Below are 12,548 nucleotides of genomic sequence, written 5' to 3'. Positions count from 1 at the left end.
TTAGAAGCCCCCCTCTCTGCGGAACTGACGCAGGTTGATGATAATGACCGGAATGACCGCTATTAGCAATACAATCGCTAAGGTCGAACCGTAGCCTGCATTTTGGTACATAAAGAGCTGACGGTAGAACTGCGTGGCTACAACATCCGTCTCATATTGTCCGCCTGTCATGATCATAACCACATCGAATATTTTCAGCGTAAAAACAATGATCGTCGTTGTCACCGACAGCAGCGTGCCTGCAATGTAAGGGATCATGATTTTGAAGAAAATCCGGACTTCGCCTGCGCCATCCATCCGGGCAGCCTCCAGCGTATCCTCCGGAATGCTCTTAATCGCTGCTGAGAATATCACCATTGCAAAGCCCGTTTGCATCCAAATCAGAATGACGATCAGAAACAGGTTGTTCCAGGGTTGAATCATACTGAGCCAAGCCTGCGGCTCCCCTCCGAATTTTACGACGATCGCGTTAAGCAGACCAATTTGTTCATTGCCTGGCTGGTAGTAATAAATAAACTTCCAAATGACGCCTGCGGCAACGAATGAGATAGCCATCGGCATAAAGATGAGCCCCTTAGCCAACTTCTCGAAGCTGCTTCGGTCAGCCAGAATAGCAATAAGCAGGCCCAAGCTTACGCAGGCTAACGTACCAAAAAATACCCACAGCAGATTATTGCGAAGCGCCATAATGAGCAGCCGATCTGTAAATACGGCAACATAGTTGGCGAAGCCTACGAAGTTAACCGAACCTGCATCAAAAAAGCTTAAATATAGCGTCCGCAGCGTTGGAAAAACTAACAGCCAGCCAAGCAGCAGCACTGCTGGACCAACAAATACAAAAGGCAATATTCTTCGCTTCCATTGATCCGGATATTGTTCGACTACCCAGTTAAAGGAGTAGTAAATCGAATAAATGCCTAGCGCTCCCCATAGGACAGCTAATATCGCATTGAGTACGGGCGGCAAGCTAGAATCGCGAAAGAACAAAAAAATGCACCCGTGAACGGCAATATTCAAAACTGGCACCAGCACGGATATCAACAGTAGACGCAGAGCATTGCCTTTCCTAGCCTGTAGTTCCATATGAATCCTCCTCAAAGGTTTGTGAAGCAAACCTTACTTCGTAAGCATGTGCTTAGGTTTGTGAAGCAAACCTTACTTCGTAAGCATAGGCTTAGGTTTGTGAAGCAAACCTTACTTCGTAAGCATGTGCTTACCACGACAGATTTTAGATGATCAAGGGGCTTTCGCCATCCGGCTAACAGCCCCTCAAGATCCTTTTAGCACTTATTACTTCCAGCCGGCTTGGATTTCTTTCAAGGCCGTATCTAGATCTACCGTTCCGCTTACCCAGTCTGTCATACCTTTCCAGAATGTTCCTGCACCGACAGCGCCCGGCATTAAGTCGGAACCGTCAAAACGTATCGTATCGGCCGTTTTCACAAACTCAGCCATTCTGCGCTCTTGATCATTCGGATACCAGGAAGGATCTGCATCGTTCATTGGCGCCGTTACGCCGCCAGTTTGAATCCATGTTTTCAACGATTCTCCTGTCGAGAAGAACTCCATTACCGCACGTACCTCTGGACGATCATTGAACATGGCATAGATATCGCCCGAGATCAGCGCAGGTTGGCCATATTGCTCATCAATCGCAGGCAATGGGAACCAATCATAATCGTCAGCTGTCAAACCTTCCGGGAAGAAGCTTGTGATAAAGCCCGCTTGACGGTGAAGCCAAGCTTTTGGCGGATTATCGAATAGCGGTTTTACGGCATCCCCAAATGAGGTTGTAGCAATGGATTTACGTCCTCCATATACATAGTCTTCGTTAAACCAAATCTCAGCCATTTTTTCTGCAGCATTTTTGACTACCGGATCTGTGAAAGGAAGCTCGCCGGATACCCATTTGTCATAGTTTTCCGGTGTCGTCGTACGGAGCATGATATCCTCCATCCAGTCGGTTGCAGGCCAGCCTGTAGCTGTACCGCTCTCGATACCGATACTCCAGGCCGGATCCCCGTCCTTTGCGATCTGATCCGTTAAAGTCATAAGCTCCGTCCAAGTTTTTGGCACCGTATATCCCGCATCAGCAAAAGCCTTTTTGTTGTACCATACTAAGCTTTTCACGCTGCTTCGCGCCCATATTCCTGCCATAACGTCACCGCTAGCGCCCTTCATGGTTGCCATGTCGAGCCAGCTTTGATTGTATTGCGTCTTCAAGTACTCATCGCTAAGGAAAGATTTCACATCAATAACCTTACCGGCGTTAACAAACCCTTTCAGCAAACCCGGCTGCGGGAAATCCCCAATATCAGGCGCGTTGCCGCCGTTCACGCGAACAGAGATTGTAGCTTCAAATTCTTTTGATCCTTCATAAGCAATATCGATGCCGGATTTCTCCTCGAATGCTTTGATGCTTTCGTTAAACTTCACTTCATCCGCATCCGTGAACGGACCGAACATCGTTACTTTTTTACCTTTGAAATCTCCATTCAACGCCTGAGCCAGCGCACTGTCGCCAGCTGCTCCGGCATTTCCGCCTTCGGCCGTTGTTTCTGGTTTATCAGTAGGTGCATTAGCCCCGTTATTTGTATTATTTTTCCCGCCGCAAGCCGTAATCGTCATCGCAACGACTAACATTAAAATAAAGGCAGGCATTGCTTTCTTTGTTTTTTTCGAGAACATAGACCTCATCCTTTCATATTTAAGTAATTCAGTAATTACCTTACACCTTCATGACCCTTTCGAAACATCCGAAAAAAGTAAGCATTCGTATTGTGTCATCACCCCCTTTAAAATGCCAAATCAGGCTCTTTTTATGCCCACACGTATTCCTAATCATTACGTCCCGATAAGTAATCGCTTATATTCATTCTGAAAAGCTTTTCAGAAACAAGGAAAATAGCTTTCGTTATTGAAAGCTTTCCTTGCCACTGGATCTTTAGACGGTTCTTTATATCAATAAAAGACTGTCCTTTGCTTCTTGCTTATTTGGTCTTGGTTGATTCCCGCACGATCAAATGATGCGGAAGCTTTTCTCTAAGTTCAGCTACTTCGCCAGTCGTTATGAGCTCATGCAGTTTCTGAACGGAGCGATATCCGATATCATAGGTAGGCTGGTCAATCGTTGTGAGCTTCGGAATGAACATCTGCGCCATGCGAATATTGTCAAAGCCGATAACAGACATATCGTCAGGCACCGATTTTCCATGTTCCCGTAAATAAGAGATGACTCCCATTGCAAATTCATCGGATGCTGCAAAGATGGCCGTAAACTCCCGATCACGTGATAAAAGGCGCTCTGCCGCGTCATACGCATGTTCAAACCGATGTTCTGCAAACTCGACATCTGCCTCGTCAGTCGTTATTCCAAACTCGCTCAGGGCTCTCTTGTAACCAGAGTAGCGCGGCACGCCGGAGATGGTTTCACCTAATGGAAAACTAATCATGCCGATTTGGCGATGACCCGATTCCAATAAATACTTAACCGCTTCGTATGCTCCTTGTTCATCATCAATGTCCACGGAAGGGATATCATATTCCGGCGCATTGGTTGAGGCAAGCACGAAGGGAAGTCGGTATCGCTGCATTTCCTCGTAATATTCCACGTGCAAAGAGTCGCTCGCAAAGATGATGCCATCTACTTGCTTCTCGAAAAAATTTTGCACATACGCAATGGTCCGTTTCTTATCGCGATCCGTATTGCAAATCATAAGACTATGATTAAGCATCACAGCAGCATCCTGCATCCCGCGAATTAAGCCGGCATAATAAGGGTTCTCAATATCCGGGATCATCACGCCGAGGGTATCAGATTTTTTATAAATTAACCCTCTCGCAAATCCATTCGGCTGGTATTGAAGCGCTTCGATGGCTTCTAATACTTTCGCACGCTTTTCCTCCACTACCGTATCCGGAGCATTCATAACCCGGGAAACCGTGCTAATGGATACATTTGCGTATTTTGCGACATCACGTATGGTTGATTTCATAGCTGCACGCCTTTCTTGCTGAACGAGGATGTATGGATCCTGAACTAGTATACTCGATTTATATGTTTTTATTTTTGAAAGCGCATTCTGAAAAGCTTTTCTGAAAACCTTTTCAACGATAGTATAATCCTAATCCGCATGCTTTGCAACCATAAATTCCTACTGCCAGTCCTCTTCCTATCCCGGCTATTAATGTTCATTAACTTCAAAATAAAAAGAGCGACCAGCCGCAAGGTTTCCCCTTACAACCGGACGCTCTTATAAATTCTTGGATTATACTGCGTACATACGCTCACGAAGTGCTTTTACTTCAGCGCTTTCCAGGTACTCGTCATAGGTCATCATCCGGTCAATCACGCCGTTTGGCGTAATCTCAACGATGCGGTTAGCGATCGTTTGAACGAACTGATGGTCATGCGAGGTGAACAGAACGGTGCAATCCGTATCTGTCAAACCGTTATTAAGTGCCGTAATGGATTCAAGATCCAAGTGATTCGTTGGCTCGTCGAGAATAAATACGTTTGCGCCCTCAAGCATCATCTTGGAGAGCATGCAGCGAACCTTCTCGCCCCCTGACAATACGCTGGCTTTCTTCATCGCGTCATCGCCTGAGAAAAGCATACGGCCAAGGAAGCCGCGGATGAAAGTTTCATCCGGATCCTTCGAATATTGACGAAGCCATTCCACCAAATTCAAATCTACCCCGTCAAAATAAGGCGAGTTGTCTTTCGGGAAATAAGCCTGAGACGTTGTTACGCCCCATGAGTAGCTGCCTGCATCCGCCTCAACTTCGCCAACAAGCAGTTGGAAAAGCAAGGTTTTAGGCAAGCTGTTCGGGCCAACAAAAGCGACCTTATCACCTTTATTAAGCGCGATCGTCAGATTGTCGATCACTTTCTCGCCATCGATTGATTTAGTCAAGCCGTCAACGAGCAGCAGCTGCTTGCCCGCTTCGCGCTCCCCTTTGAAGAGGATAAACGGATATTTACGATTTGACGGCCGAATATCGTCAAGCGAAATTTTCTCAAGCAGCTTTTGTCTTGACGTTGCTTGTTTCGCTTTCGATTTATTCGCGCTAAAACGTTGAATAAACGCTTGAAGCTCTTTGATTTTGTCTTCCTTCTTCTTGTTCTCTCCGCGCATCAGCTGCAAGGCAAGCTGGCTGGATTCGTACCAGAAGTCGTAGTTACCTACATACATTTGGATTTTACCGAAGTCGATATCCGCGATATGCGTACATACGGTATTCAGGAAATGCCTGTCATGGCTGACAACGATAACCGTGCCCTGATAATCAGCAAGGAAATCTTCCAGCCAACGGATCGACTCGATGTCCAAGTGGTTGGTAGGCTCATCGAGCAATAGAATGTTCGGTGCGCCGAACAATGCTTGCGCAAGCAAAACGCGAACCTTCTCATTGCCGCTTAGCTCTGCCATTTTCTTGTCATGCAGATCAGGTGTAATACCAAGGCCGTTAAGCATCTCTGCCGCTTCCGACTCTGCTTCCCAGCCGTTCATGTCAGCGAAATCCGCTTCAAGCTCGCCGGCACGCATGCCGTCCTCATCGGTGAAGTCCGCTTTAGCATACAAGGCGTCCTTCTCCTTCATTACTTCGTAAAGGCGCTTGTGCCCCATCATAACCGTTTCGAGAACAACGGACTCATCATATTCATAATGGTTCTGCTTTAGAACGGCTAGCCGTTCGCCCGGCGTTATATGCACTTCTCCGTGCGATTGTTCTACTTCACCGGATAATATTTTTAGAAAGGTCGATTTACCTGCGCCGTTAGCGCCGATCAAGCCGTAACAGTTACCTGGCGTGAACTTAATGCTTACATCTTCAAAAAGCGCCCGCTTCCCGTAACGGAGCGTTATGCCACTTGTGCTAATCATTCGTTTAATCCCGTCCTTCACTACAAAATCACTTTATCTCGAACTATTATACCACAGTATCCGCTGAAACCGAACCTTCTTTTCCCTTGCTCCCGCCTGATAGGCAAGCTGCGCTGCAAGAAAGCTATTATTTTTTTCATAATGGGTATGCACAAAAACCTTCCCTAAGCAATCAACAGGCCGTCAATGCTTTAGGGAAGGCTTATGATTTCGCACACTATCGTAAAGCTGCTGCCTTAATCCCAGTTCAGCTTAACTTCATTGCCTGTGCGGGAGGATTCATAGATGGCGTCAAGAATGCGATTATTCGTATAGCCCGAAAGCGCCGAGGTAATCGGCTGCTTACCCTCGCGGATGCACTCAACGAAGTGCCGGCTCATAAGAATCCGATCCTCTTCCCCGTCAAGCGGCTCGATATCGATTTCAGCAACGCCGGTTTCGGCATGCGTGACGTACTTGCCGTAGTTGCCCACCATACCTACACCGCCTTGTGTTCCCATCAAATGGATAAAAGGCTCCTCCGACAAAAATGCCGCATGCGCCGCCCAGCTTACTTCAAGTGACAATGTCGCTCCGTTATCAAGCTTGATTAAAGCTGAAGCAAGATCTTCTACGTCATAGTATCCGTCCCAATTCGGTGTTCCCCAATTTCCGATTCCTTGGCGATTGGGTCCAAATTCCGCATAAGTGGTACCGTAAACGGATACCGGCTTCGGGTTGCCCATTAAGTAAAGGGACAGGTCAAGCATATGAACGCCGATATCAATAAGCGGTCCTCCGCCGGATTGATCCTTGCGAGTGAACCAAGAACCCCAGCCAGGTATGCCTTTCTTGCGGAACCAGCCCGCCTTCGCGTTATAGACTTGACCTACGTCACCGTTGTCGATACGCTGCTTAAGCGCCCGGCTCAAACCTGTCCAGCGCATTTGATGCGACATCATCAAAATTTTGCCGGATTTCTCGACTATGTCTACGATCTCGCGTGCAGCATCCGAATTAATGGCCATAGGCTTCTCGAGAAGAACATGCTTGCCATGCTTAAGCGCTTCTATCGCAAGTGCCGCATGGTAGTTATTCGGTACACCGATGACAACAGCATCGATAGACGGATCCTCAAGCAGCGCTTGCGGGCTTACATGAACCGTCTGAATCCCATGCTCCGCGGCGCGCTGCTCGGCAAGCGGAAGGTACACATCCGTAACTGCTACGACGTCGATGCCTTCCACCTTATTGAACGTCTGCATGTGGATGCTGCCGATCGCGCCTGCGCCGATCACGCCTAGACGTATGTTAGCTTGATTCATTTATTGCTCCTCCTTCAAGGTTTGCGTATGCAAACCTCTCTTCGTAAGATTAAGCTTAGGTTTGCGCATGCAAACCTTGCCTCGTAAGATTAAGCATAGATTTGCCCATGCAAACCTCGCTTCGTAATCATTTTCCGAAATATACTCTAAACCAGTATACCTAATTCGCCCACTGCCGTCATTGTGCGAATTTGGCGCGCATTTGTCCGCGTTTGTTATTTTCCCGACAAACGCCAGGTCTCCCCGTGCGGCAATATAAGAATCTGCTCATCCGGGATTCCGCGTTTTCTGCGTTCTGCCTCCAGCCGGTCGAGCGCTTCGCGAGGCGTATCATCGGCTAGCTTGAAAGCGCCATAATGCATGGGCACGAACCATTTGGCATCCAGATCCTCGAATGCCTGGAGCGCTTGCTCTGGCGTAATATGCTGCGGCGCCATGAACCATTCCGGCTCGTATGCACCGATCGGCAGAAGCGCGACGTCAATGGGATAGCGTCGTCCGATCTCTTTAAAGCCTTGGAAGTAGCCGCTGTCTCCGGCAAAATAGATCGTAGGAAAATCAGATACGATTGGCCGTTCTGCTTGGCCCCGCTCGTTGAAAAACGGATGCAGACGCTCCGAAGCCGGTTCTGCCGTGCTTGCGATCTGTGCTCGGACCTCCGAATCGCCAGCTCTTTTATCCTCTGCAGCCAATCCGCTAACGCGGCCTGCAAGCTTTCCGCTGCGCGAAGCCGGGCGTTCAATGACGAAGCCGCCCCAATGCGAGCTATTCGAATCCCAGGGATTGCGCCTAGTGGAATGCTGAGAAGGCACGAAGGTGAATTTGACCCCGTTTAACATAACGGATTCCCACCAATGCAGCTCATGGATACGAAAGAAGCCCTTTTTCCTAAGCTTTGCGCCAAGTCCCGCCGGCACAAGCAAATGCCTGGAACCGACCAGCCTGCGCAGCGAATTTATATTTAGATGATCATAATGGGAATGAGATATAAGGACAACATCGATCGGCGGCACATCCTCAATGGGAATGCCCGGCGGAGAAAGTCTTTTTTGGAATGCCATTTGGGTGGACCAAACAGGGTCCGTTATAATATTCAACCCGCCGAATTGTATGAAAAAGGTCGAGTGGCCCACCCAAGTGATGGAAGGCCACTTTCGGTTATCCTCCAGATATGCGATATCAGGTTCGACATTCGGAACGGTGAATGAATAATCCTTCATTCTTTGCCTGCGAATGCGCTCTTGACGCCATCTCTTGAATTGCTTAAGCGATGTGTGCTGCTCGATAGGATCTATGTTTGCAAATCGTTTTAACCTCAACCGTCCATCCCTCCTCGCAAAATTCCGTTGTTTTTATAAGATACCAAGCCGACAGCTTACAATGCAAATATGTTATTTATACGTAAAAAACTCATATTGCAAAATAAACCGAGTCAGCCTTCCGTTCCATCGTTAGCATCCCAACTTAAAATCAGGTACACTTGGTTATATAAGTTTTACACATAAGACTACGCTTTCGACGCAGCAAATGTTACTTAAAAGTTGGAAATTTTCATTTACCCCATTATCAATTCAGGAGGTTTCCTTATGAAACTAATTTCTATAGAGCCCACGCCGAGTCCTAACTCCATGAAGCTGAACGTCGATGAGATGCTGCCGCGCGGACGCAGGCTTACTTATAAAACCAGCGAAGCAAGCGATGCGCCAGAGTTGCTCCGGCAGCTGCTTCAAATCAAAGGCGTGCGAAGCTTGTTCCGCACCGCTGATTTTATTGCGCTTGACCGCAAGCCCGGTGCGGATTGGGCCGCTATTTTGGCCGAAGCCGGACAATTGCTGCAGAAGGATAATGCTGACGGTGAACAGACTGGAAGCAAAGGACCATCAACCAGCTATGGCGAAGCGCAGGTACTGGTTCAAATGTATCGCGGGATTCCCATGCAAGTACGCGTACGCATGGGAGATACCGAAGCTCGCTCGGCGCTTCCAGCGCAGTTTGGAGAGGCTGTTAGTCTTGCAGCCGGCTCTGGCATGATCCGTGAGCGCAAGCTGGAGGAATTCGGCGTCCGATACGGCGAGCCCGAGGAGATCGCGGCTGAGATCGTACGCGAGCTCGAGGCCTCCTATCCGAGCGAACGATTAGAAACGCTCGTTCAAGCAGCTATCGAACAAGGCCAGTCCGGTTTAGAAGAGGGAGCTGCGCCGGCGGTTGTAAGGCCGGCTCCGCTAACCCTCGAAGAGGCAGAGGAGCAATTCGCCTCAACCGATTGGCAGGTACGTTATGCTGCGCTTGAGCGGTACGTTTCCTCCGTTGAAGGATTACCTTTGCTTGCCAAGGCAATCCAGGATGAGAACACTTCGATTCGAAGGCTGGCTGTCATTTATCTCGGCGATCTGCGATTGCCTGAAGCTCTGCCTTATTTATTCATTGCGCTGCGTGACTCGTCTACGTCCGTGAGACGGACTGCCGGCGATACGCTATCGGACCATGGTGACCCTGCTGCTATAGGGCCGATGATTGAATCCCTGCGCGACAAGAACAAGCTTGTCCGCTGGCGTGCAGCCCGCTTTCTCTACGAGGCTGGCGACGAGACGGCCATCGAGGCGCTGCGGGAAGCAGCGAAGGACAGCGAGTTCGAAATTCAGCTTCAAGCCCAAATGGCGCTTGAGAGGATTGAACGCGGCGAGGAAGCCGCCGGCTCTGTTTGGCAGCAAATGACGGCTGCGAGAAACAACGAGCAGTAGACCGCTTACCATACGTATAAAAGTGGGTGCAGAGCTGCACCCACTTTTTGTGTTTGAAGCATGCTAATCACCAGCGTAAACGGCAGTTCCCTTCCTCTGCTGCAGAAACAATCGTTTTGCGGTGATATCTAAGCAGATTTATGAGGGAAAACTTATAAATTCTTATAAATCAAGCGTAAACGGCTGACGCCGTCCTTGGCGGCAAAAGCTCGTTTCGCGGTGAAATATAAGCAACGTATAAGGTTGAATTTTATACTTTCTTATATTTTAAACAAAGAGGCGCATTTCTGCGCCTCTTCCATTTGCTTATTCAGCTCTACTTCGCATATTCCAGCTGCAGGCGGACAAGCAGCGAATCGTCTCCCGCGTATGGCTCATAGCTTGCCCGGTAACCTACGGCCACGTTTACACGCTTGAAGGCTGCCTTGAGCGCTGCTGGAAATTGATCGCCTTCCTCAAAACGAAACGCCAAGCTGGCCGTCTTTGATTCCAGCGCCGTCTGAATAACTTGGTTTAGCTGCTCCGCGCTCGACACGGTGTATTCCGGATCAAGCCAGTGCAAGCCTATGGCAAGCTTAAGCTTGCTGAAGCGATTGCGCTCAGACGCAGAGCCCTGCTGTTCAAGTTCGCGTATCGTATCCGCATAAGAAACCTTCGCCGCGGGATACGACTTAGTCCATTGATGATCCGCCCGCAGCTCTTCGTCCGTCCGCAGGTAGTAATTGTATCTTATCGTACTCTCGCCCGTCGCAGCAGCTTTCTCCTGCGCTTCCTTGCCTGCTGTCTTAGCGCTGACCGGATCATCCCAAGTGAAATCCAAATGGTACCATGCGCCGTCCAGCTGTACCATATTCCACGCATGCTCCCCCGTATTCACCGTACCCTCCGCAATTAATACCGTCAGACCCGCGTCCTTCAGCATCTTATAGCCGAGCAGCGCATAGCCCTGACACACGGCCTCGCCCAAGGTTACCGCGTTATAAGCCGTATAATGAGTCAGCGACTGATCATATTCCACATGGCTTACAATCCAATCATGGATCGCTTTAATTTTCTCATGGCCGTTCATTCCCGGCTCGATAATCTCCTGCAGTACTTTGGCAACCACCTGGTCTACCGCAGCAGTCTGCTCTAGCGTCTCGCGGTATCTGGCTTCTAGAGCAATGGTCGATTTATTTCCCCAGCTTCGAATCGTATAGATGTAGGATTCAAGGATGTAGGCTGTGTAGTCGTCATGCCCGAGGGCTAAACGAATGATTTCCGTCATCTTGCTCGAAAGCTCCTGCTTGTCCCCTGTGTACGTTACCGAGAAACGCTCGGACCGTGCTTGGAACTGCTTAGCGATTTCTTGCTCCAGCCGCTCCAGCTTATTCGTCTCATCCATAGCGGTCACCTCTTCCGTCTCTGTCGCAGCGGGAAAAAAATCCAGCTTTAAGTCCAGGAAGTACGCTGCAGCTATTATGACAACTACCACCATCAGTTTGGATCCTACTCTATGCATTCGAACCTCCTACGTTTTACAGCTATGTAATCAAACTGTAATATTTCTCTCATCTTGGTTTCATCTTATGCTTATATAATGAATTCATGACCCCCCTTTATTATATATATTCTCTCTTGAAGCCTGCAGCCTCGTGCCGCGGGCTTCCTTTTTGATAGAAGCTAGATATATAAGCAATTTTATATACGGAAAATTATAAATTATTATTTTTTAAGAAAGGCAGGACGCTCTCCCAAAATACAGGGTCTTGCTCCGACCCGCTGTGGCCGTTCGTCGATACAAAGAGCGTATTTATGAGCCCCTCAGGCAGCTCGCCCTTCAGTTTCCTCAGATCCTCCGCGCTTATAAAATCATCGCCATTGGAATGAATCATCAAGACAGGCGTGCGTCCTGCTTCCGAGCTCCCGGCTCGCTTCTTCAGCACAAGCGGTATGCTTGCTGCTTTGAATTGCGCTCGCGAAATGCGTGCACGGATGAGCCAAATCTGCGGAATCAGATAGGCTAACGGGAAGATCGGTATTTTTTTGCGCCGCAGCTCCGACTTCATCATCGTCTCAAACCGAACAGGCATAGAATCCGTTACGACCGCGCTGACCCGCATCCCTTGGTCAAGCGCGAGGATCGCGCCGAAGCCGCCCAGCGAGTGCCCGAGCACCGCGATCCGATCTGGATCAATGCCATGCAGCTTCCTGACCGCTTCTACCGCAGACAACATGTCATCACGAAACATCAGCGCGGAAGGCGCCGATATGGAGTCGCTGTCGCCATGGCTTCGCGCGTCATACATCCATATGGCAAAGCCCGCTTCGTAGATCGGTCTGGCATATCGGAGCACTCTCGACCGATTAGAGCCCCAGCCGTGTGCAATGACGATAAGAGGAGCAAGCCCCTCCCGGGTTAAAACACCTGCGGAAGGCTGCAGCAGCCAGCCCTCCAGCTTGGAGCCGTGACTTGTAAAGGATACGGACTGCCACTGCGTCCCGATATCAGGAGCATTGCCGTTCGCAAGCTTCCGCGGTGTCTGGCTGCGGGCGCCCATTCGCCAAACCAGCGCGGACATCAGCACGATGATGAGCAAGAAGATGGATAATAACCATGAGACCAAGTTCATCCA

The 12,548-nt window shown here is 49.1% G+C and carries 9 protein-coding genes; 1 reads left to right on the top strand and 8 read right to left on the bottom strand.

Features of this window, described 5'->3' with window-relative positions; translation table 11 throughout:
• From RCO25_RS00615 to RCO25_RS00590, 6 genes are all read right to left on the bottom strand, one after another.
• Window positions 1-1,083 (bottom strand): carbohydrate ABC transporter permease, encoded by a 1,083-nt coding sequence (locus RCO25_RS00615; RefSeq protein ID WP_308994219.1) that lies wholly within the window; start codon window positions 1,081-1,083, stop codon window positions 1-3.
• A gap of 207 nt (window positions 1,084-1,290) precedes the next feature.
• Entirely contained in the window at window positions 1,291-2,688 is a 1,398-nt protein-coding gene (locus RCO25_RS00610; RefSeq protein WP_308994218.1) for an ABC transporter substrate-binding protein, read from the bottom strand.
• 302 nt (window positions 2,689-2,990) lie between these two features.
• Window positions 2,991-3,995, bottom strand: coding sequence for a LacI family DNA-binding transcriptional regulator (locus RCO25_RS00605; RefSeq protein WP_308994217.1), 1,005 nt, complete (start codon window positions 3,993-3,995; stop codon window positions 2,991-2,993).
• A gap of 273 nt (window positions 3,996-4,268) precedes the next feature.
• Window positions 4,269-5,888 carry an ABC-F family ATP-binding cassette domain-containing protein gene (locus tag RCO25_RS00600; RefSeq protein WP_308994216.1) on the bottom strand — a complete coding sequence of 540 codons (1,620 nt, stop codon included), beginning with the start codon at window positions 5,886-5,888 and terminating at the stop codon, window positions 4,269-4,271.
• A gap of 236 nt (window positions 5,889-6,124) precedes the next feature.
• Complete coding sequence (locus RCO25_RS00595) at window positions 6,125-7,192, bottom strand: Gfo/Idh/MocA family protein (protein WP_308994215.1); 1,068 nt, start codon at window positions 7,190-7,192, stop codon at window positions 6,125-6,127.
• 215 nt (window positions 7,193-7,407) lie between these two features.
• Complete coding sequence (locus RCO25_RS00590; protein WP_308994214.1) at window positions 7,408-8,511, bottom strand: MBL fold metallo-hydrolase; 1,104 nt, start codon at window positions 8,509-8,511, stop codon at window positions 7,408-7,410.
• A gap of 267 nt (window positions 8,512-8,778) precedes the next feature.
• Between RCO25_RS00590 and RCO25_RS00585 the strand changes: the two genes are divergently transcribed.
• The gene (locus RCO25_RS00585) at window positions 8,779-9,933 is read left to right on the top strand and encodes a virulence factor (RefSeq protein WP_308994213.1); all 1,155 of its coding nucleotides are present in this window, start codon (window positions 8,779-8,781) and stop codon (window positions 9,931-9,933) included.
• 316 nt (window positions 9,934-10,249) lie between these two features.
• Here the strand turns inward: RCO25_RS00585 and RCO25_RS00580 are convergent, their stop codons facing one another.
• On the bottom strand, window positions 10,250-11,434 hold the full coding sequence (locus RCO25_RS00580) for a transglutaminase domain-containing protein (protein WP_308994212.1): 1,185 nt from the start codon (window positions 11,432-11,434) through the stop codon (window positions 10,250-10,252).
• A 193-nt stretch (window positions 11,435-11,627) separates the two neighbouring features.
• Entirely contained in the window at window positions 11,628-12,545 is a 918-nt protein-coding gene (locus RCO25_RS00575) for an alpha/beta hydrolase (RefSeq protein ID WP_308994211.1), read from the bottom strand.
• Between the last annotated feature and the right edge of the window lie 3 nt (window positions 12,546-12,548).

The organism is Paenibacillus sp. LHD-38, assembly GCF_031157315.1.
In the GTDB taxonomy this organism is placed as follows: Bacteria; Bacillota; Bacilli; order Paenibacillales; family Paenibacillaceae; genus Pristimantibacillus.
The sequence above is the reverse complement of the archived record's forward strand: the minus strand, read 5'-3'. Positions and strand labels throughout refer to the sequence as shown.

Coding starts and splice junctions, on each gene's coding strand:
- RCO25_RS00615 (WP_308994219.1), bottom strand. CDS start 1,083: ATGGAACTACAGGCTAGGAAAGGCAATGCTCTGCGTCTACTGTTGATA.
- RCO25_RS00610 (WP_308994218.1), bottom strand. CDS start 2,688: ATGTTCTCGAAAAAAACAAAGAAAGCAATGCCTGCCTTTATTTTAATG.
- RCO25_RS00605 (WP_308994217.1), bottom strand. CDS start 3,995: ATGAAATCAACCATACGTGATGTCGCAAAATACGCAAATGTATCCATT.
- RCO25_RS00600 (WP_308994216.1), bottom strand. CDS start 5,888: ATGATTAGCACAAGTGGCATAACGCTCCGTTACGGGAAGCGGGCGCTT.
- RCO25_RS00595 (WP_308994215.1), bottom strand. CDS start 7,192: ATGAATCAAGCTAACATACGTCTAGGCGTGATCGGCGCAGGCGCGATC.
- RCO25_RS00585 (WP_308994213.1), top strand. CDS start 8,779: ATGAAACTAATTTCTATAGAGCCCACGCCGAGTCCTAACTCCATGAAG.
- RCO25_RS00580 (WP_308994212.1), bottom strand. CDS start 11,434: ATGCATAGAGTAGGATCCAAACTGATGGTGGTAGTTGTCATAATAGCT.
- RCO25_RS00575 (WP_308994211.1), bottom strand. CDS start 12,545: ATGAACTTGGTCTCATGGTTATTATCCATCTTCTTGCTCATCATCGTG.